The sequence below is a fragment of the Flavobacteriales bacterium genome (assembly GCA_025210295.1).
GTDB lineage: Bacteria > Bacteroidota > Bacteroidia > Flavobacteriales_D > Parvicellaceae > S010-51.
Genome location: JAOASC010000046.1, coordinates 56659 through 78388 on the forward strand (window position 1 = coordinate 56659; position 21730 = coordinate 78388).

At 33.6% G+C, this 21730-nt stretch carries 15 protein-coding genes; 11 read left to right on the forward strand and 4 right to left on the reverse strand.

Annotated features, from left to right (window positions below; translation table 11 throughout):
* Window positions 1-11: 11 nt before the first annotated feature.
* The 4 genes from gldD to mutY all read right to left on the reverse strand — a co-directional run bounded on the left by gldD (window position 12) and on the right by mutY (window position 3472).
* Window positions 12-587: a gliding motility lipoprotein GldD gene (gene gldD / locus N4A35_14185; protein MCT4582561.1), complete on the reverse strand. Its 576-nt coding sequence runs from the start codon at window positions 585-587 to the stop codon at window positions 12-14.
* Window positions 580-1917: a gliding motility-associated protein GldE gene (gene gldE / locus N4A35_14190; GenBank protein MCT4582562.1), complete on the reverse strand. Its 1338-nt coding sequence runs from the start codon at window positions 1915-1917 to the stop codon at window positions 580-582. The genes gldD and gldE overlap by 8 nt, the downstream gene beginning before the upstream one ends.
* A gap of 10 nt (window positions 1918-1927) precedes the next feature.
* Window positions 1928-2368: a single-stranded DNA-binding protein gene (gene ssb, locus N4A35_14195; protein ID MCT4582563.1), complete on the reverse strand. Its 441-nt coding sequence runs from the start codon at window positions 2366-2368 to the stop codon at window positions 1928-1930.
* Between the two features lie 78 nt (window positions 2369-2446).
* Window positions 2447-3472 (reverse strand): A/G-specific adenine glycosylase, encoded by a 1026-nt coding sequence (gene mutY, locus N4A35_14200; GenBank protein ID MCT4582564.1) that lies wholly within the window; start codon window positions 3470-3472, stop codon window positions 2447-2449.
* Window positions 3473-3636: 164 nt separating this feature from the next.
* Here mutY and N4A35_14205 point away from each other — a divergent pair, with 164 nt between their 5' ends.
* From N4A35_14205 to sprA, 11 genes are all read left to right on the forward strand, one after another.
* Entirely contained in the window at window positions 3637-3927 is a 291-nt protein-coding gene (locus N4A35_14205; GenBank protein ID MCT4582565.1) for an integration host factor subunit beta, read from the forward strand.
* Window positions 3928-4207: 280 nt separating this feature from the next.
* On the forward strand, window positions 4208-5758 hold the full coding sequence (locus tag N4A35_14210) for an Rne/Rng family ribonuclease (protein MCT4582566.1): 1551 nt from the start codon (window positions 4208-4210) through the stop codon (window positions 5756-5758).
* 39 nt (window positions 5759-5797) lie between these two features.
* Window positions 5798-6529 carry a type III pantothenate kinase gene (locus tag N4A35_14215; protein MCT4582567.1) on the forward strand — a complete coding sequence of 244 codons (732 nt, stop codon included), beginning with the start codon at window positions 5798-5800 and terminating at the stop codon, window positions 6527-6529.
* The gene (locus N4A35_14220) at window positions 6522-7859 is read left to right on the forward strand and encodes a hypothetical protein (GenBank protein ID MCT4582568.1); all 1338 of its coding nucleotides are present in this window, start codon (window positions 6522-6524) and stop codon (window positions 7857-7859) included. The genes N4A35_14215 and N4A35_14220 overlap by 8 nt, the downstream gene beginning before the upstream one ends.
* Before the next feature lie 21 nt (window positions 7860-7880).
* Window positions 7881-9176, forward strand: coding sequence for a hypothetical protein (locus tag N4A35_14225; protein ID MCT4582569.1), 1296 nt, complete (start codon window positions 7881-7883; stop codon window positions 9174-9176).
* A 9-nt stretch (window positions 9177-9185) separates the two neighbouring features.
* Window positions 9186-9773 (forward strand): LPS export ABC transporter periplasmic protein LptC, encoded by a 588-nt coding sequence (gene lptC, locus N4A35_14230; protein ID MCT4582570.1) that lies wholly within the window; start codon window positions 9186-9188, stop codon window positions 9771-9773.
* Window positions 9774-9777: 4 nt separating this feature from the next.
* Window positions 9778-9993 (forward strand): hypothetical protein, encoded by a 216-nt coding sequence (locus N4A35_14235; GenBank protein ID MCT4582571.1) that lies wholly within the window; start codon window positions 9778-9780, stop codon window positions 9991-9993.
* A gap of 32 nt (window positions 9994-10025) precedes the next feature.
* Window positions 10026-11303, forward strand: coding sequence for a hemolysin family protein (locus N4A35_14240; protein MCT4582572.1), 1278 nt, complete (start codon window positions 10026-10028; stop codon window positions 11301-11303).
* Window positions 11304-11485: 182 nt separating this feature from the next.
* Window positions 11486-13753 carry an NADP-dependent malic enzyme gene (locus N4A35_14245; protein ID MCT4582573.1) on the forward strand — a complete coding sequence of 756 codons (2268 nt, stop codon included), beginning with the start codon at window positions 11486-11488 and terminating at the stop codon, window positions 13751-13753.
* Window positions 13754-13758: 5 nt separating this feature from the next.
* Complete coding sequence (ruvA, locus tag N4A35_14250; GenBank protein MCT4582574.1) at window positions 13759-14343, forward strand: Holliday junction branch migration protein RuvA; 585 nt, start codon at window positions 13759-13761, stop codon at window positions 14341-14343.
* Between the two features lie 72 nt (window positions 14344-14415).
* A complete protein-coding gene (gene sprA, locus N4A35_14255; GenBank protein ID MCT4582575.1) occupies window positions 14416-21711 on the forward strand; it encodes a cell surface protein SprA in 7296 nt (2431 codons plus the stop codon).
* The last annotated feature ends 19 nt before the right edge of the window (window positions 21712-21730 follow it).

A 21730-nucleotide genomic window follows, 5' to 3' on the forward strand; every position in this document is an offset into this window, starting at 1 on the left:
AAGTGCTTTTTTTATTTCCATTCAAAAGTGTTAATCATATGTTCTATATCTTTCACTACATAATTTAGCACAGGTTGCAGTGAATCATAGTTAGGTACAGTTTCAAAATATAGAGACCCCGCAAAATAATGAGCTGTACTATCTGTTAAATAAAACAAATAGTTACACGCCACATCTCCTTTTATTTCAAAACTGGTTCCGTAAACTTTTCTTTCTTTATTCATTAAATTTATTTCCTCAATCCCATTAGACTTTATAGTATGCTCATAAGCTAACTTTCTTGAATACTCTGAGTATTGAAATAAATTAGAATCCAAAGCTGCATACGTACAATATAACGATGCTTTAAATTGAGGATAAACAATATTTTTAAAACAATTAGACTCTGGAGAATTGGGCTTATCAATAACCTTTGCTAAAGTAGAATACTCAAAAGTATAATTGCAGCTATCTTCAAACAACTGATACTGATGTTCTGGAAGCTCAATACGCAAATAACTTTTGGGTTTAGGAAATACCTCTGGTTCTCTACAGCTAGACAAAAAACCAACCACTATCAACACCATAAAATAAGCGATCTTATTCATCCTCTTTTGTTTGATCTATGATTATTTTAACTTGTTTTATTCTTCTTTTGTCAGCAGCCTCAATCACAAAGGTGTAATTTCTGAACTGAATACGCTCATTTTTTAACAAAATCTTCCCTGCCTGTTCAATACAAAATCCAGCGATTGTATCTGCTTCTCCCTTAGCGTTTTCAAACTCTTCCCCATCAATTGATAGCACTCTATACACATCCATTAAAGCTGTTTTCCCCTCAAAAACATATACATGCTCATCTAATTTAGAAAACACGACATCATCATCATCAAATTCATCAGTAATATCCCCTACAATTTCTTCTAGAATATCTTCCAATGTTACAATTCCCGAAGAGCCACCATATTCGTCTACAACAATAGCAATATGCCTTTTTTGCTCTTGGAAATCTCTCAGCAAATCATCCAACTTTTTATTTTCAGGAACAAATTTCGCCTCACGGACAAGCCTTTTCCAATCAAAAAATTCTTTTTCCTCTAGATAAGGCAATAAATCTTTAATATACAAGACGCCCTTTATCGTATCAAAAGTATCCTCGTAGACTGGTATTCTAGAATATTTAGCCTCTAACACAGAAGCGAGAACCTCCTTATAATTACTATCATACTCAATTGCCTTGACATCCATTCTTGGCGTCATAATCTGCTTAACATCAGTTTGCCCAAACTTAACAATCCCTTCTAAAATCTTTTTTTCTTCTTTATTATTTGAAATTCCTCCCGTTAAATCTAAAGCATATCCCAGATCATCAACTGAAATATTTTCTCGTTTCTTCTTAATTCTTTTATCAATGATTGATGTACTCGCAACCAACAAATTACTTAGCCCTCCAACCATACCTTGAATAACAACCAAAGGTGATGACATTATTTTAGCAAGTTTAAGCTTATAACGAGTTGCATAAACTTTTGGCATTACCTCTCCCAATAAAAGAATGATAAATGTTACTAAAATAACCTGAATTCCAAACTTGAGTTCTTTAGACAACGCCTCTTCATTGAGCACTTCATTCATGACATAAGTAGAAAACATCACAATGGCTACATTAATAAAATTGTTGGCTATTAAAATCGTCGCCAATAATTTTTTAGGCCGTTCCAAAAGGGATAGCACCCTTACTCCTCCCTTATCTTTTTCTGATTCTAAATCTGTTTTATCTTTTGATGAAATAGAAAAATAAGCAACTTCTGATCCTGATATTAATGCCGACATTACAATAAACACCAACATTAAAATTAGCACAACCAAAACCTCTCCTGTTATTGGATTAAAAATCGACAAGATAACATCAAAAGTGAACCTCTGGGCTACTTCCATTTTCAATTAATTAAAACGGTAAATCATCGTCTTCCTCTTCCAACTTCAAATCTGGTGCTTTAGGTGATGGTGATGACTGTTGAGGCATTTGCCCTCCTCCCATTTCACCAGAATTTCTATTCCCTAGCATTACCATATCATCAACAACAACTTCAGTGATGTACTTTGTTACACCTTGCTGATCTTGATACGATCGACTTCTCAATTTCCCTTCTAAATAAACCTTATCACCTTTTTTTAGGTACTTCTCTGCTACATCAGCAAGTCCTCTCCAAAGCACTACATTATGCCAGTCTGTATTGGTAATGGTTTCACCTGTATTTCTATCTCTATAACTTTCAGATGTTGCTATAGAAAAATTAGCCACAGCTGTTCCATTTTCTAAATGACGAACTTCAGGATCTCTTCCCAGATTACCTATTAGCATTACTTTGTTTAAACTTCTTGCCATATTTACTTATCTGTTTAAAAAGTCAAAGATAAAACATTATCTCTTACTAAAAAAACAAGGTTCAACATTATCACCTAACTATAGCCAACTACTTTTGACAATATAATTTTCTATCAGCTTAGGAATTGGTTTATTAGCTATATTTTCTTTATTGGTTAATCTCCAATTTTTATTTTCAGAAAAATGTTTTTGTTCCACTTCAAACTCCCAAAATTTGGCATAAATCTTTTGATGAGAAAGCACATGTTTAACGGGCAAGCTTATAGACAATAACCTTATCCCCTCCACCTCATTATTCCAATTCTCCATTTCTTTTGGAGTCTCTATCAAAGGAAACTGATACATATTCTCCCATATTCCTTTTCCTTTTCGTTGCTCTATATAGAAACGATCATCACTTTTAATCACTAAATAATTAAAATAGCGAGTTTGTTGTTTAATTTTCTTTGATTTTATAGGATAATCTAATGGACTATTATCAGCAAATGCTAGACAGCTGCTATTCACAGGACACTCGTTACAATTTGGTTTTTTGGGACTACAAACCATTGCTCCTAGCTCCATCACCCCTTGATTAAACAAACTTGGATCATTAGTCCCTAAAAGCTCTTGTGCCACTTTTTTAAACTCATGTTTTCCTTTCGTAGAATCAATAGGAGTATCAATCTTAAAATTACGAGACAAGACTCTATAGACATTTCCATCAACAACAGCTTCTGACTCCCCAAAACTAATTGAAGCTATCGCCGCTGCCGTATAATCCCCTACACCTTTTAGCATTTTAATTGTTTTATAGGTTGTCGGAAAGGCACCATTAAAATCATTGACTACTTGTTGAGCAGCAAAATGTAAATTTCTAGCTCTTGAATAATACCCCAACCCTTGCCAAAGATTGAGCACCTCTTCTTCTGATGCACTAGCCAGATCTTGAACTGTAGGAAAAGCTTCAACAAACGCTAAATAATATGACAACCCTTGATCTACCCTAGTTTGTTGTAACAAAACTTCAGACAACCAAATCTTGTAGGGATCATTTACTCCTCTCCAAGGCAAATCTCTTTTATAAACGCCATACCATTCAATTATTTTCTCACCAAAACTCATCTATTTTTTTGCTTTTATCACAACAAAAATACCTAATCCACACTATTTTTTACATGAATTAATAATAAAATATAAAATATTCTTTCATACTTATAAAAAGAATACTTATCTTCGCACCCCCAAAAAGATAAACTGAGTAAGGAAAGATTAAAATTTAGAATTAAATGACAAAAGCAGATATTGTAGCAAATATTGCGGAGAAGACAGGGGTTGAAAAAATTGCAGTTCAAGCAACTGTAGAGGCCTTTATGGGAGAGATCAAAGACGCTTTAGAAGGTGGAGACAACGTTTACTTAAGAGGTTTTGGTAGTTTTATCATTAAAGAACGTGCGGAAAAAACAGGAAGAAACATTTCTAAAAACACTACTATTATTATTCCAGCACACAACATTCCTTCTTTCAAACCAGCAAAAACCTTTGTTGAAGGAGTAAAGAACAAAGTAAAAGTAAGTTAATTAGAGTAATAATCATTATTAAAACTATATTGTTATGCCAAGTGGTAAAAAAAGAAAAAGACATAAGATAGCAACTCACAAACGTAAAAAACGTTTGAGAAAAAACCGTCACAAGAAGAAGAAATAATCTAATCTAAGATTAGGTTCGATCAGATATTTTAAATAGCAAGTTATTGTTTTTACAGTAGCTTGTTATTTTGTGCTTTATATTTTCTGAATAATAAAGTTAGATATATCTTTTCGAGATGTCATTTTTAATATTATAAAATAAACAAAACGCGTGAGTTTCGAATTAATCATTAATTCTAAACCTAACGAAGTCGACATTGCTTTATTGAAGGATAAAAAACTAATTGAACTTCATAAAGAAAAACACAATAAAGACTTTAGTGTAGGTGATATTTATCTTGGTAAAATCCGAAAGGTTGTACCGAGTTTAAATGCTGCGTTTGTTGATGTAGGGTATGAAAAAGATGCTTTTCTTCACTATTTAGATTTAGGTCCACAGTTTCTTTCAATGAAGAAATACTTTGACGGATCAATCAATGGTGCTCAAAAAACATCCAACTTATCCTACAATAAGATTTCAAAAGACATAGAAAAGGATGGTAAAATTGCAGACATCTTATCCGCTAACCAATTAATAACTGTACAAATAGCTAAAGAGCCCATTTCATCAAAAGGGCCTCGACTTAGTGCAGAAGTTACATTAGCAGGTAGGTACATTGTTTTAGTTCCATTTTCTGATAAGATATCAATTTCTCAAAAAATAAAAGATCCTGCTGAGAAAGAGCGTTTAAAACGTTTAATTTCTAGTATAAAACCTAAAAACTTTGGGGTAATTATACGAACTGTTGCTCAAAACAGAAAAGTAGCAGACCTAGATCAAGACATGAGTGACTTAATGTCTAAATGGGAATCTATGCATAAATCTTTGAGAAATGCTGTTCCTGTAAAAAGGATATTAGGTGAAATGAACAGAACATCAACTGTTCTGAGAGATATTTTAACTGAAGAATTTACCAGTATCAAAGTCAATGATGGAGCGCTTTTTGAAGAGATTAAGTCTTATGTTCAGACTATTGCCCCTAAAAAAGTAGGGATAGTAAAACATTATACAGGAAAGGTAAACATCTATGAACAACTAGGGATTACCAAACAAATTAAAGCTTCTTTTGGGAAAAAAGTGATGTTATCTTCTGGTGCCTATTTAATTATAGAGCATACTGAGGCGATGCATGTTATAGACGTCAACTCTGGTAATAGAAAAGCTTCTGTTCAGAATCAAGAGCAAAACGCTTTTGAAACCAATATAGAAGTTGCTCATGAGATTGCAAGAATATTGCGTTTAAGAGATATGGGAGGAATTGTAGCTATCGACTTCATCGATATGCACAAAAAAGAAAACAACCATAAGCTTTATGAGACGCTTAGAGAAGCAATGCGTTCTGACCGTGCTAAACACAACATTATTCCTCCTACTCGTTTTGGTGTAATAGAGTTAACTAGACAACGAGTAAGACCTGTAACTGACATTAAAACAGCAGAAACTTGCCCTACATGTAAAGGAACAGGAGAAGTTGAATCCTCTATTTTAATTATTGATGAAATCGAGAATAGCTTACGCTACCATCTTGAGGAATATAAAGGAAGTGATTTAACATTACAAGTACATCCTTTTATAGAGGCTTACCTTAAACGAGGCTTAAAAAGTATTCAACGTACTTGGTTTCTAAATCAGAAAAAATGGGTTCCTGTTAAAGGAGTTGCTGACTTCACTTTATTACAATATCAATTTGTAAATTCAAAAAATGAAGTCATAGAACTTTAAATTTCAATATTTTTGAGTTATAATAGAAACTTTGAAAATATGACTCAACTAATCATAGATATAGGCAATACAAGAATAAAGATGCTCTCTTATTCTAACGGAAGCTTTGGCTCGTTAAAGATATTTGAGGACGACAATTTATTTTCTACATACATTAAAGAACGTCAACTACAGCACAATACTAAAGTAATTGTTAGTTCTGTAAGGAATCCTAAAAACACTGCTTCGATTGTTTCTTTATTTTCATCAGTCCTTGTACTTGCTGAGACCACCAAAACTCCAATCACAAACCAATATAAAACTCCTGCTACCTTAGGACAGGATCGCTTAGCTAATGCAGTAGCAGCATACCACTTAAAGCCCAACCAAAACAACCTCATCATTGATATTGGCACATGTTTAAAGTTTGACTTTATCAATCGCAACAATGAATATCTTGGAGGCAGTATTTCATTGGGTTTTTCAATGCGATATAAATCCCTACATACTTTTACTGATAATTTACCGTTATTTGAAAACGAAATAACAAATCAACTGATAGGTAACGATACAAAGTCTTCGATGGTTTCTGGAACATACAAAGGAATGCTCTCCGAAATCAAGCAATTTATTCAAGACTATGAGTCTAAATATAAACAACTCAATATTTTTTTAACTGGAGGAGATTTATCTTATTTCAAAAACGAGGAATTATCACAAAAAAATAGCATATTTGCAGACCCATTACTAACGTTAAAAGGGCTGAAAGTAATTTTAGATTACAATGAATAAAATAAACAAATCAATTATCATAGCTTGTACTGCTTTTTTCAGCCTGATTGGTTATGGACAAAAATTAAACAACTCTCCTTACACAAGATACGGGTTGGGAGAACTTTCTGAACCAACAACAGCTACCTACTTTGGTATGAGTGGTGCAAATGTTGCTTTGGCTGAATTTAATCACCTCAACATCGCCAACCCAGCATCTTATAGTTCATTGATTAAGTATAAACCAATATTTGATGTGGGAATTTTTGGAAAAGTCCAAAACTTAAAAACTACCAATGACAACTCTACACAGAGTAATTTTGCATTAAGAAACTTTTCATTAGGGATGCCAATTGGTTCTAAAACAGGGGTCGCATTTGGATTAATGCCCTACTCTACTGTTGGTTATGATATTAATTCATATACACTAAATGAGGGAGACTCTGTTCGATACAATTATGAGGGAAATGGTGGTATTAATAAAGTATTTGTTGGAGTTGGAAGAACGCTTATTAATAAAGGTGATAGTTTAAAATTATCTATTGGTGCCAATGCTTCTTATTTATTTGGAACCATTGATCATTCACGTTCTGTTATTTTTGATAACACTACTTTTTATAACTCAAGAATCAATGACTTTAAAACCATCAATGGCGTAAACCTTGATTTTGGACTTCAATATAGCCAGCAAATCAATAAAGGTTTAACCCTTGCTTTCGGTATAGACTATACAATGAATAACCAATTAAATGTGAGTAAAGATTATTATGCCTATAATTATAAATACTCTACATTTAGTGTGATTGAAACAGAAAAAGATACTGTTGATTTTCAAGAAAACATCACTGGAAAAATAAACTTACCAACAGGTATTAAAGTTGGGATAGCCGCTACGTTCAACCAAAAATTAACGACGTCACTCCAATATGAGCAATCAAACTGGAATGACTATAGCGAACTATACGATGGGATAGAAAATACACCTTCTGAATTAAACAATTCGAGTAAATTATCCTTAGGAGTTGCCTATACTCCAACATTAATGAAAGATTGGAACAGCAAAAGTAGAAGCATCTTCCAAAAATCAACTTATCGCTTAGGTCTAAAAACTGTAAACACTAATATTGCAATCAATAGCACGGTTATTAAAGATTATGGCATAAGTTTTGGTATATCTACACCGTTACTAAGTTCGAGATCTTTTTCTTCAGTTGATTTAGGAATAGATTTAGGAAAATTAGGAACAACAGACAATAACTTAATAGAAGATAATTACTTTAGATTTTATTTAGGTTTTTCTTTAGCTCCATCAAACTACGATAGATGGTTTAGAAAACGTAAATATGATTAATAAAATTAAAGCTTAAACAAGATGAAAAATATAATTACATTACTAGGTATTTTAGTTGGAGGTCTTTCTTTTGGACAAGATTGTGCAAAACAAACTGAACCCAACTGGGGAGAAGATGAAAATGCTGGAAAAGCAGCTGTCTCATTATATTCTGAACCGTTTAAACAAAAGAACTATGCTGACGCTAAATTATTTTGGTGGGATGCACAAAAGAAAGCACCAAAGTATAAACCAATTTTATATTCTCATGGAATATACATCTATAAAGATGCGATCAAAAATGAGAAAGACAAAGTGAAAAAAGCTGCTTTGGCTGATACGGTTTTTATGATTTACGACTTATGGGTTGAAAACTTTGGAGATTGTAATAAAATACAACTAGACCGAGGAGCTGACTTAATGAAGTATAAAGGAAAAAAAGAATATGAAGCTGCTTATAATTCAATTAATAAGGGATTAGAAACTTGTGATGATAAAAAAGTAAAAACAAAATGGATCAATGCTTCTATTTTATCCGCTTTTTATATGGTTAAAAATGAAAAAGCTGAGTGTGATGTTTTATTAAACCAGTATGATAAACTGTCTAAGATCTGTGATGTTAACATCGCTCAATATGCTGATAATGAAAAGAAAAAAGGATATTACCAAAAAACACAAGCTTACTTAGACAAAAACGTTGCACCATGCGCTAGCTGTGATAAATTAGAAGAACTATTTAAACCAAAAGTAGAAGCAGCTCCTAATGACACCGCTTTAATAAAAAAAGCAGTTAAAATGTTAGACGGTAGAAAATGTAACTCGAGTGACTTCTACATTGAATTAGCGACTAAAATTCATACTTGGTCTCCATCGGCAGAATCGGCTATAAGCATTGGTAACTATTGGTATGCACAAAAAGATTATAAAAAAGCTGCTAGCTTTTATGAAGAAGGATTATCATTAACAGAAGATGCTACAGAAAAAGCTAAGCTATATGAAAGATTAGCTCAAATTGAACTTTCAAGAAGAAGTTATAAATCTGCAGCTTCATACGCTAGAAAGATGGAAGATAAATGCAAAGCAAATGGAATTATAGCTAGAGCTATTGCAATGTCTGCAAACTCTTGTGGAAATTCTAAAGTAGAAGTTAGCTATGTTTACTGTTTAGCTATTGACTATGCTAACAAGGCTAAAGGTTGTGTAAGTTCATCTACAATTTCAGCTTGGAAAAATAGACTAGCTAGTAAATCTGAATTATTCTTAGTTGAAATCACCCCAGGTCAAACGGTTAAAGTTCCATGTTGGGGAGAAAGCACCAAAGTTAGAGCTATTGACTAAGCATATCAAATGCAACTAAACAATCTTAATATTTTTAAAAGCATTCTTGTTGTGATGACAGGAATGCTTTTTTCTTGTAGTAACTCTTTGGAAGAAGTCAACGAGATGGTAGAAAACAATACCAACTTAGGTGAAATCTCTGAAAATGTTACCCTTTATTTTTCTGATAAAGGTGTCACTAAAATAAAGTTAGAAGCACCCATACTCAAAAAGATTTCGGTCTACAGTGATGAGCAAGAAGAAAACATTAATACAAATCTAATTTGCCCTAAAGGGATGCTTGTTACCTTTTATGATTCTGTTGGAACTGAAGAGTCTCAACTTTTTTCCAAGTATGGAAAATTACTTTCAGAGGACCAATATTTACTTGTTAGAGATAGTGTTGTTTTCACTAACCCTAAAAAAGAGAAATTAGAAACAGAGTTATTACATATCTTTTTCAATAAAGACAGTATCACCACAGATGAAGTTGTTAAAATAACAACCAAGGATGGTATTATTATGGGAGAAGGATTAACTTCGAATACCAGTTTTTCGAAATATCAACTACATAAAATAACAGATAGTCACTATAACTTTAAAGACCCTGAAAAATAAAGCGATGAAAATTCATATACTATTAGAGAAATTCTGGTTTGGAGTAGCCATTCTAACCACTTTATTAACCCTCTACCTTATTGTAAAAGATGGCTTTAATGGCGCTAAATTTTACATCTTAATAACTGGTCTTGTCTGGGGAATGTTTCTTGTGAGAAGAGGAATTAGAAAAAGAATGGATAAATTTGAAAACGAGCAAAAACAAGAAAACAAAAAATAATTATATTTGCCCTTATCATTATAAATTGAATTATGGACGAAGACTCCGTCATTTACTTAATATTAATTATCATTACCCTAGCATTTTCAGCTTTCTTTTCAGGAATGGAAATCGCTTTTATATCTGCTAACAGGCTTAAAATTGCTCTTGATGAAAACCAAGGTGGGATCCGTGCGAACATCTTAGCTAAATTTGCCAAACAACCCTCAAGATTTATTGGAACAATGTTGCTCGGTAACAATGTAGCAATTGTTGTTTATGGTATGCTAATGGCCATTGTATTAGATCCGGTGATTGCCCAATATACAGATAGTGCGGTGTTAATCCTCCTATTACAAACAATTATATCTACATTATTAGTGCTTGTTTTTGCTGAGTTTTTGCCCAAAGCTATTTTTAGGATAAATCCCAATAGAATCATATCTATATTCGCGATCCCCTTACAAATCATAAGTATCATTCTTTTACCTTTTACTTTTTTCACAGTAGGTTTAGCCAACCTCATTCTAAAAATATTTATTAAAGACATTGATGAAGATGTAGAAGTTATTGCTTTTGAAAAAACTGATTTAGATAGTTATTTAGAAGAAAGTTTAAACAAAACTGACGATCAAGAAGAGTTAGATCATGAAGTAAAAATATTTCACAATGCTTTAAACTTTTCTGAAGTTATAGCTAGAGATTGCATGATTCCTCGTAATGAAATTATAGCATTTGAACTAGAGGATGACCTTAATGAATTAAAAGAAAAGTTTATCGAAACTGGACTTTCTAAAATTTTAATTTATCGCGATACCATCGACAACATCATTGGATACATCCACTCTTATGAGATGTTTAAACACCCTGAAAATATTAAATCGGCTTTACTCCCTGTTAATATCGTTCCCGAATCTATTACTGCTAATAACATTCTTGAAGAATTAATACAAAAAAATAGAAGTATTGCCATCGTTATTGATGAATATGGTGGAACAGCTGGGATGATTACCATGGAGGATGTTATTGAGGAGATTTTTGGAGAAATTATAGATGAACATGATTTAGGAGACATCTCTCACCAACAATTAACCAAAAACAAATTTGAATTCTCAGGAAGAACAGAAATCGATTTCATCAACGACAACTACCCTCTTAACATACCAGAGAACGAAGAGTATGAAACGTTAGCGGGGTATATCATCAAACAAATAGAAGAAATCCCAGAACAAGGAGATGTGATAAAAGTAGATAATTATGAAATCACCATTCTAGAAGTTTCTCAAGCAAAAATAGAATATGTTTCTTTAGAAAAACTGGAAGATTCCTAAGCTATTATTTTTCCATCAACCAACAAGCGAACTTCTTCCCTCTTTTTTAGTACCCATCCCCCCTTGCATAGAAAAAAGATCAATTAACAGGATGGGCTAACAGAAAAAGAAATCAAGAGGAGTGAGAGGCTGTTGAGTCTATTTTTATATCTTTGAAGCACTAAATTAGCACACTACACAAGATTATGAAAATAAGAAGAAAAGAGGCGTTAGATTATCATAGTAATGGTAAAAAAGGAAAAATAGAGGTAACACCTACTAAACCGTACAGTACTCAAAGAGATTTATCATTAGCATATTCTCCAGGAGTAGCAGAACCGTGTATCGAAATTGAAAAAGACAGGAGTAAAGTTTATGATTATACAGCTAAAGGCAATTTAGTTGCAGTAATCTCGAACGGAACGGCTGTTTTAGGGTTAGGGAACATAGGACCTGAAGCCTCCAAACCAGTAATGGAAGGTAAAGGTCTTCTATTCAAAATATATGCCGATCTTGATGTTTTTGATATAGAAGTAGATGCCACTGACATTGATAAATTTGTAGATACAGTGAAAGCTATTTCACCAACTTTTGGGGGAATAAACTTAGAAGATATTAAAGCACCAGAAGCTTTTGAAATTGAAGAGCGTTTAAAGAAGGAATTGAATATTCCGATCATGCACGACGACCAACACGGTACAGCAATTATTTCTTCAGCGGCTTTATTAAATGCTTTAGAACTCTGCGGTAAAAACATAGCAGATATTCAAGTATTAGTTAGTGGAGCTGGAGCAGCAGCAATCTCATGTGCTAAGTTATACATCTCACTTGGAGTTAAGAAAGAAAACATTTTATTATTTGACTCCAAAGGTCCTATAACAACAAAGCGTAAGAATTTAGATCAACAAAAACAATACTTTGCAATAGATACAAGTATCGAAACACTTGAGGAGGCTTTTAAGCAAACTGATGTCTTTTTAGGATTATCCAAAGGAGATATTGTGAATAAAGAAATGATTGCTTCGATGCCTCCAAATCCAATTGTTTTTGCTTTAGCGAATCCAAATCCAGAAATTTCGTATAAAGATGCAACCAGTGTTCGTGAAGATATTATTATGGCTACTGGACGATCGGATAATCCTAACCAGGTGAATAATGTCCTTGGATTCCCTTATATTTTTAGAGGAGCTTTAGATGTTAGAGCTACAGGTATCAATGAAGAGATGAAATTAGCCGCTGTTAGAGCGATTGCCGACCTAGCTAAAGAACCTATTCCTGAAGAGGTTAATGAAGCTTATGACGAAAAGAACCTTTCTTTTGGAAAAGAGCATATTATACCTAAGCCTGTTGACCCTCGTTTAATCTATTGGGTTTCTCCTGCGGTTGCTCAAGCTGCAATGGATTCGGGGATTGCTCAAGCTCCAATAGAGGATATTGAAGCTTACAAAGAAAAATTAATGGTCAGATTAGGGCTCGATAACAAGCTGATTAAAAACATTACTGAACGTGCCAAAAGAAATCCTAAAAAGGTGGTTTTTGCTGAAGCTGATCATTACAAAATTTTAAAAGCTGCTCAAATAGCTAGAGATGAGGGCATAGCTTTACCTGTTTTATTAGGAAAACGAGAGCGTATTGAACAAATGATTGAAGAGTTTGGACTTGAGCTTTCAAATTGTGAAATTATTGACCCAAGAGAAGATGCTGAGTTAGAACGTAGAAATAGATATGCCGATCTTTTGTTTGAACATCGCCAAAGAAGAGGGATGACATTATACGAATGTCGTAAAGCAATGAAAGAAAGAAACTATTTTGGTTCTGCTATGGTCGAAATGGGAGAAGCAGATGCATTAATCTCAGGTTTAACAAGAAATTATCGAGATACTATCCGACCAGCATTGCAAGTCATTGGAGTTGATGAGGGCATCAACAAAATAGCAGGAATGTATATTTTAATGACCAAAAAAGGGCCTTACTTTTTTGCAGATACAACAGTAAACCCTAATCCTACAGCAGAAGAAATAGCAGACATTACATTGTTAACCGCTAAAATAGTAAGACGCTTTAAGGTTCAACCTAGAATAGCTATGCTTTCCTACTCCAACTTTGGCTCTTCGGAGGGAGAAGATTCTATAAAAATGAGAAATGCAACCAAGCTACTTCACGAGCGTCATCCTAACTTGATTGTAGATGGAGAAATACAAGCCAATTTTGCGCTTAATAAAGAGTTAATGAATGATTACTTTTCTTTTTCTCAACTAGCTAATAGAAGTACCAATACATTTATTTTCCCTAATCTATCGGCAGGAAACATTGCCTATAAGATGGTTCAAGAAATGGCCGAGGCCGAGGCAATAGGGCCTATCTTAATGGGAATGAAAAAACCTGTTCACGTACTGCAAATAGGTTCTTCTGTTAGAGAAATATTAAACATGGTTACTGTGGCAGTAGCAGATGTTCAAACTAGAAAATAAAAACTATGATTACACATATAGACGGTATATTAGAAGAAAAAAATCCTGCTTATGCAGTAATTGATGTTAATGGAGTAGGTTATTTCTTACACATTACCTTAACTACATTTTCGAATTTACCAGATAAAGGACGTGTTCGACTATTCACTCATTTGTCTATAAGAGAAGATGCTCATACTCTATTTGGATTTGGAACCAAAAAAGAACGAGAGATGTACCGTTTATTAATTAGTGTATCTGGAGTTGGTCCAAGTACTGCAAGAATGATACTATCATCTCTTACCTCTGATGAGGCAGCACAAGCTATACTTTCAGAAGATGTTAATGCATTTAAACGCGTAAAAGGAATAGGTGCTAAATCTGCTCAAAGAATCATTGTTGACTTAAAAGATAAAGTAGAAAAAACAGGGCTTGATATTGAAAATATTACTCCTCAAAACAATACTATTAAAATTGAGGCGTTATCTGCCCTAGTCGTTTTAGGAATTGATAAAAAGAAAGCTGAGACTAGTATTGATAAAATTTTAGCTAAAGCTGGAAGCGATATTACTGTAGAAGAAGTAATAAAATCAACTCTTAAAGGGATATAAAAACAAATAAAATAGTAGAATAGACAATTTATTTTATTTTTGCCGTTTATACTTTATAATTTTTAACATTTTTTGAGAGAATCCAATCACATATTATTGACCACAACCAACTGGATTGTAGTATTACTTTTGTGTATAACTGTTCAATCTGTTGTAGCTCAAGAAGATAGTACTAATCTTATTTACCCCATGCAAGATGGTTACGATCCTACTCAATCTGGTGGAAGTTTAATTGACTTCGACGATCCTCTTAACCTTAATTATGATGTACAATATGACCCAGTAACAGGTAAATATGTATTTACATCTAAAGTTGGGGAAGACATTAACTATCGTCCAACCAGTTCAATGACACTTGAGGAGTATCTACAATACCAAAACAATCAATCCATGGATAAATATTGGAAAGATCGTGTGGATGAACAGGTGCAAGAAGCTAGAGAACAGAATAGTGACAACAGTAATTTTAGACCTAAAATTAATGCGGGTAAAGGTGTTCGTAAAATCTTTGGAAGTGATTTTATTGAGATTAGACCACAAGGTAGTGCTGAGCTAAGTTTTGGATTGAATATCTCTAAAACCGAAAACCCTATTATTCCTGTAAAACAAAGAAGAATTACAACATTTGATTTTGATCAACAGATTCAAATGAATTTAACAGGAAAGATAGGAGACTTAATGCAAATTGGGTTTAACTATAATACAGAAGCAACCTTTGATTTTGATAATAAATTAAAATTAGACTACTCTGGAGAAGAAGATGATATTATCCAAAAAATTGAAGCTGGTAATGTTAGTATGCCACTAAATAGCTCTTTAATTACAGGATCACAAAGTTTATTTGGAATTAAAACGGAGTTAAAATTCGGTCGATTAACCACTACTACAGTATTGTCTCAGCAAAAAGGTGAAAAGAAAGAAATCGAAGTTGCTGGAGGAGCTCAAGTAAATGAATTTGAGCTATTCGCTGACAATTATGAAGAAAACAGACATTACTTTTTAAACTATCATTTTTATGATAATTATGATGCTTCTTTAACCACTCTCCCTGTAGTTACATCTGGAATACAAATCCAAAGAATGGAGGTTTGGATTACCAATAGAACAAATGACTACGATGAAACAAGAAATATCATCGCATTTACCGATTTAGGAGAAAGTAACCAAACGAATATGGAAAATCCTTCTTGGAATACCAATTCTCCATCAATACCAGACAATTCTCATAATGCACTATACAACAGTGTGAATTCTAACCAAGGAATAAGAGACTATGCTTCTGCTTCAAATATATTATCTGGGCCACAATACAATATGAGTCAAAGTGTAGAATATGAAAAGCTTCAAAATGCACGACTATTAACCTCTAACGAATATTCATACAATGCGCTACTGGGATTCATTTCCTTAAATCAGTCACTCAATAACGATGAAGTACTAGCCGTTGCTTATCAATATACCTATAATGGTAACACCTATCAAGTAGGAGAATTTTCAACAGATGGTATTGCTGGACAAGATGCTCTTTATCTAAAACTTCTAAAGTCGACAGTTAGGAACCCTAAAAAGAAACTATGGGACTTGATGATGAAAAATGTTTATTCATTAGGAGCCTATCAAGTGGATCAAGAAAATTTCAGACTGGATATCGTATACACTAACCCTAGTAATGGTATTGATATCAATTATATTCCTAAACAACAAGTAGAGACCAAGTTGTTAACTCAACTCATTCAATTGGATCGTTTGGATCAGCAACAACGTCCATACTCCGATGGTGTATTTGACTTTGTTCCTGTAAGTTCAAGTAATGGCGTAATCAGTAACGCAGGAACTATCAACCCTAGGAATGGTAGGGTTTATTTTACTACTGTAGAACCTTTTGGTAAGACTTTAGACACACAACTGGCAAATGCTGGAGTATCCCAAAATGTGAGGAACACCATTGTTTTTAGTCCGCTATATGACAGTACTGTAACAGCTGCTCGACAAATACCTGAACTTAACCGATTTAAAATAAAGGGAACTTATCAATCTTCTGTTAGTTCTGAGATTTCATTAAATGCCCTTAATATACCAGAAGGTTCTGTTGTTGTAACTGCAGGAGGTAGAGTTTTACAAGAAGGGACACACTATACTGTTGATTACAACCTTGGACGTGTCAAAATTCTTGATGATGGAATTTTAAGCTCTGGTACTCCAATAAAAATTGCTTTAGAAAGTAACTCTTTATTCAGTATTCAAACCAAATCATTGATAGGAACGCATTTTGACTATAGAATTAATAAGAATGCAAATATAGGTGCTACAGTCATGCACCTTACTGAAAAACCGCTAACCCAAAAAGTAAATATTGGAGATGAACCTATTTCTAATACCATGTTAGGGCTTGATGGAGGTTTTAAACGAGAAGCACCAATATTAACCAAACTAGTCGATAAAATCCCTTTGATTAATACAAAAGAAAAATCAAGCATCAGCTTTAGTGGAGAAGTTGCAGCTCTTATTCCTGGGCACAATAGAGCTATTGGAGACGAAGGGAACTCCTACATAGACGCCTTTGAGGGGAGTCAATCTGCAATTGATATTCGTTCATACAACACATGGGTTTTAGCTTCGACTCCGCAAGGACAACAAGATTTATTTCCAGAAGGTGAGGCCTATAATGACTTAATATACGGAAAAAATAGAGCTCGAATTGCTTGGCATGTCGTTGATCCTTTGTTTCTAAATAATAATAGTCAAACTCCCGATTATATTAAGGATAGTGATATCCAAAAAGACAACAGAACAAGACAAGTACTTGTAAGTGAGGTTTTTCCTAACCAACAGTTAGGAACAGGGCAGCTAACCAACATCCCAGTATTTGACTTAAATTACTACCCTTCAGAGCGTGGTCCATATAACTTTGATGCAACTCCAAACGCAATTTCTGCCGGGGCAAACCCTAGTACAGGGGGATTGAATGATCCAGCTTCTAGATGGGGAGGAATTATGCGTCCACTAACAACAAATGATTTTGAAGCAGCTAATGTAGAGTTTATTCAATTTTGGATGATGGATCCTTTTAGTAGTACAACTTCTAACAGTGAGGGTGAACCAGCGTCGAATGAAGATTCTCCTAATACTACAGGTGGAGATCTCTATTTTAACTTAGGTAATATTTCAGAAGATATCTTAAAAGATGGACAAAAATCTTTTGAAAATGGACTTCCAGCAGATGGTGTATATGATCCACAAACGCTCACCACTACAGAATGGGGAAGGATACCAACAACTCAAGTTATTGTGAATGCTTTCGATAACGACCCTAATAATCGTGTTAACCAAGATGTTGGATTAGATGGACTTATCGATGCAGAAGAAAGTAATTTCTTTTCAGATTTTATTAATGAAATTAGTGGAATTGTAACTAATCCAACAGCTTTACAAGAAATTTTAGATGATCCCTCTTCTGATGATTATAACTATTTCTTAGACGATGATTATGACGCGCAACAAGTAGATATTTTAGAACGTTATAAGAAGTTTAACAACCCTGAAGGTAATTCTCCATCTTCTGAAACGTCTGCAACTTTAAATGCTGATGGTTATCCAACTTCTGCCACTACCCTACCAAATGTTGAAGATATAAATAGGGACAATAACTTGAATGAAACAGAAAGCTATTTTCAATATAAAGTAAGTATGCGTCCCCAGGATATGGTTGTTGGAAAGAACTTTATTACAGATAGAATTTTAGCTACAGACAACAACAGTAACAAACAAGTTTATTGGTACCAATTTAGAATTCCAATTAGAGAGTACCAGAAAAAAGTAAACGATATTCAGGACTTTAGAGCAATTCGTTTTATGAGAATGTTTATGCATGGCTGGTCGCAAGAAGCTGTTTTACGTTTTGCACGATTAGACTTAATTAGAGGTCAGTGGCGAACTTATCAAGGGAATATGCTTTCTCCAGGAGAATATATCCAAGGAGAAGAATCGAACACTTCATTTGTTATTAATGCTGTAAACATTGAGCAAAATGGTAGTCGTGAGCCTATTCATTATGTTTTACCTGATGGAATTCAAAGACAAGTGAATTATCAAACAGCAAACTTAGCTCAATTGAACGAGCAATCTTTAGTTTTAGACGTTTGTGGTTTACAAGATGGTGATGCTAGGGCTGCATTTAAAAATGTTGGTTTTGATGTAAGAAATTATAATAAAATTGAAATGTTTGTTCATGGTGAAAAGAACAATGAATTCGATGATGTCAAAGATGGTGATGCTACAGTTTTTGTCCGGTTAGGGACGGATTTTGTAAATAATTACTATGAGTATGAAATGCCACTAAAATTAAGTCCATGGAATAATCATACTCCTGAATCTGTTTGGCCAACTGAGAACAACATGGTGATTAACTTGGCTAACATCAAACAAGTAAAAAAGAATAGAAATGCTGCTAATTTCTCTACCTTTACGCGTTATACGGAGCGTGACCCATCTGATAATACAAGAAATATTTCTGTAATAGGTAATCCTAATCTTCAAAACCTAAAAACCATTATGATTGGGGTTAGAAACCCTAAAAAAGATGACCCTACAAATTTAGGAACGAATGATGATGGGTTAGAAAAATGTATTGAAGTTTGGGTAAATGAATTAAGACTGACTGATTTTAACCAACAAGGAGGATGGGCTACTATTGGTAGGTTGAATGCGCAATTAGCTGACTTTGCTGATGTTTCCCTTTCAGGAAATTATTCTACTCCATACTTTGGAAGTATAGAACAACGTGTAGGAGAAAGGCAACAGGAATATGTTTATGGAGTTGATGCCTCTACCACTGTTCAGCTAGGTAAGTTTTTTGGAAACAAAACTGGTTTACAACTTCCAATGTATATGGGCTATTCCAACAATACCATCAAACCGCTGTACGATCCATTAAATCCAGATTTGAATTTTGAAAAAAATCCAGAAGAAACTGACGAAGAGTGGCAAGAACGCTTTAGAAATGGAAGTAATATCACTGAACGTAAATCTTTAAACTTCACCAATGTTCGTCTTGACCCTTCAGCCAAGAAAGAAAAAGATCCTAAAAAAGTGAAAAAACCTCGTTTTTATGATGTGAAAAACATTTCGGCATCTTATTCATACAATGAGATTACACACGTAGACATTAATACTCAATTAGATCGAAAAGTAAGTTATCTTGGAGGGCTGACTTATGGATTTAGTAATTCTCCTAAGCCTTGGGAACCATTTAAAAGGAATAAGCTTTTTAGAAAATCGAAATGGCTAAGACCCATTAAAGATTTCAACCTTTATTTTGCGCCTAAAAAGCTAGGATTTAGAACAACGATGGACCGTACTTACAATGAGTATGAAATTCGTAGTAATATTGAAGGTGGTTTAACTATTCCTAACTATACAAAAACCTTTAATTGGGATAGAAACTACGACTTTAAATATGATCTAACCAAAAGTTTAAAATTTGATTTTACAGCATCCAATAGAGCATTTATTAATGATCCCTATGGTAAAGTAGATTATGGAGCTTTTGGTTATAATAGAGAATCTGCTACCGATTCCGTTCAAACAAGTTTAAGAAATTTTGGAGAAACGATGAATTACGGTCATTCTATTAAAGTGTCTTATAAATGGCCTTTAAATAAATTCCCAATTACCGACTGGATTTCATTAAACACAAGATATTCGGCTGATTTTGATTGGACCCAAGCACCTCTAGCTTTTAGTGATGTTGGAAATGTTGTCCAAAACTCAAGGCAAATACAATGGAATGGGAAATTGAACATGACCAATTTGTACAATAAAGTTCCTTATTTCAAAAAAATCAATCAAAAGTCGAACAGAAGACGTCCTACTTCTAGAAGAAGTGTTGGCCAAAAGAAAAAAACAGAAGAGGACGATAAAGGCAAAAAGAAAGAGGATAAAGAACAAAATAAATTTAACATCTTAGAAGAAACTGCCAAAATTTTAATGTCGCTAAAGAATGTCTCAGGAACCTACGCAACTAATGATGGAATATTACTTCCTGGATTTGCTAATCGAACGGATATTTTAGGATTAGATGAAAATTTTCAAGGCCAATCTTGGGAATTTGTAACAGGAGGCTTCCAAGAGATGGATATTTTTGGGAGACCAACATCTTTTAATTATGCAGAAACAGCTTATACAAATGGTTGGTTAGTAGATACGACTAAGTTTGGATTAATTAACACTCAACACCTTGTAACCCATTCAGAGAAGTTAAATTTAAAAGCTACTTTAAAACCTATTAAAGGATTTAGAATTGATTTAACAGCCAATTACAATATTGCAACCAGAAATACTTCTAATCTTGGTGTTAATGGCAATGAATTTAGACATTTAAATCAACAGTTTAATGGTTCATATAGCCGTTCAATCATTACATGGAATACTGCATTTGTTAGAGACAAAGGAGACAATAGCGATGATTTACAAAATATAACCTTTGACAATTTAAGAGCGATCAGACCAGAAGTTTCTCACCTTATAGCAGGAACTAATGCACATTCAGACACAACTTCAGCTGAAAGCAGTTATGCAGGGGGGTACAATGGTGCTCAGCAAGATGTTGTCATTGGAGCGTTTTTAGCAGCTTATACTGGTCAAAATGTTAATGAAAAGAGTACCAATCCATTTAGAAAAATGCCATTGCCAAACTGGAGAATCTCGTATGATGGATTATCTAAGATTAAATGGGTTAAGAAGTATGTCAGAACACTATCTTTTACACATGCTTATCGTTCTAACTTTAATATGGGGAACTATACTACAAATTTAGGTTTTGAAAGTGATCAGCTTGGAGCAACAGAACTAGATATGGCTGGAAATTTCATCAGTGAAAAACAAATACTAAATGTTGCTATTACAGAACAATTCCAACCATTATTAGGAGCCAATTTAACCTTAAAAAATGGAGTAAAAGGAAAACTTGAAATAAAGAAAGATAGAAATATTGCATTGAGCTTATCCAACAATCAAATTACAGAAATTAAAGGAAGTGAATTGGTTATTGGTTCAGGATATATTTTTAAGAAATTACAATTGCCGTTTAAATTTAACGGAAAGAAAATTGACCCTAGTGACCTTAATTTAGATTTAAGTATTTCTATTAGGGATAATAAGACTATAACTCGTAAAATTATAGAGAATCAAAACCAAGCAACTGCTGGACAAAATATGATTTCGATCAAATTTAATGGACAATATAATCTTAGTAAAAACTTAATGATTAGAGCCTATTATGATCGAGTAGTAAATACCCCTGTAATTTCTACGTCATTCCCTACAGCAAATACAAAAGCTGGATTTGCATTAAGGTTTATGTTACAGTAATTATCCTTATTTCTTCCTA

Bases quoted from the DNA above. Each gene is read 5' to 3' on its own strand.
- gldD (MCT4582561.1), bottom strand. From the start codon at position 587: ATGAATAAGATCGCTTATTTTATGGTGTTGATAGTGGTTGGTTTTTTG.
- gldE (MCT4582562.1), bottom strand. From the start codon at position 1,917: ATGGAAGTAGCCCAGAGGTTCACTTTTGATGTTATCTTGTCGATTTTT.
- ssb (MCT4582563.1), bottom strand. From the start codon at position 2,368: ATGGCAAGAAGTTTAAACAAAGTAATGCTAATAGGTAATCTGGGAAGA.
- mutY (MCT4582564.1), bottom strand. From the start codon at position 3,472: ATGAGTTTTGGTGAGAAAATAATTGAATGGTATGGCGTTTATAAAAGA.
- N4A35_14205 (MCT4582565.1), top strand. From the start codon at position 3,637: ATGACAAAAGCAGATATTGTAGCAAATATTGCGGAGAAGACAGGGGTT.
- N4A35_14215 (MCT4582567.1), top strand. From the start codon at position 5,798: ATGACTCAACTAATCATAGATATAGGCAATACAAGAATAAAGATGCTC.
- N4A35_14220 (MCT4582568.1), top strand. From the start codon at position 6,522: ATGAATAAAATAAACAAATCAATTATCATAGCTTGTACTGCTTTTTTC.
- N4A35_14225 (MCT4582569.1), top strand. From the start codon at position 7,881: ATGAAAAATATAATTACATTACTAGGTATTTTAGTTGGAGGTCTTTCT.
- lptC (MCT4582570.1), top strand. From the start codon at position 9,186: ATGCAACTAAACAATCTTAATATTTTTAAAAGCATTCTTGTTGTGATG.
- N4A35_14235 (MCT4582571.1), top strand. From the start codon at position 9,778: ATGAAAATTCATATACTATTAGAGAAATTCTGGTTTGGAGTAGCCATT.
- N4A35_14240 (MCT4582572.1), top strand. From the start codon at position 10,026: ATGGACGAAGACTCCGTCATTTACTTAATATTAATTATCATTACCCTA.
- ruvA (MCT4582574.1), top strand. From the start codon at position 13,759: ATGATTACACATATAGACGGTATATTAGAAGAAAAAAATCCTGCTTAT.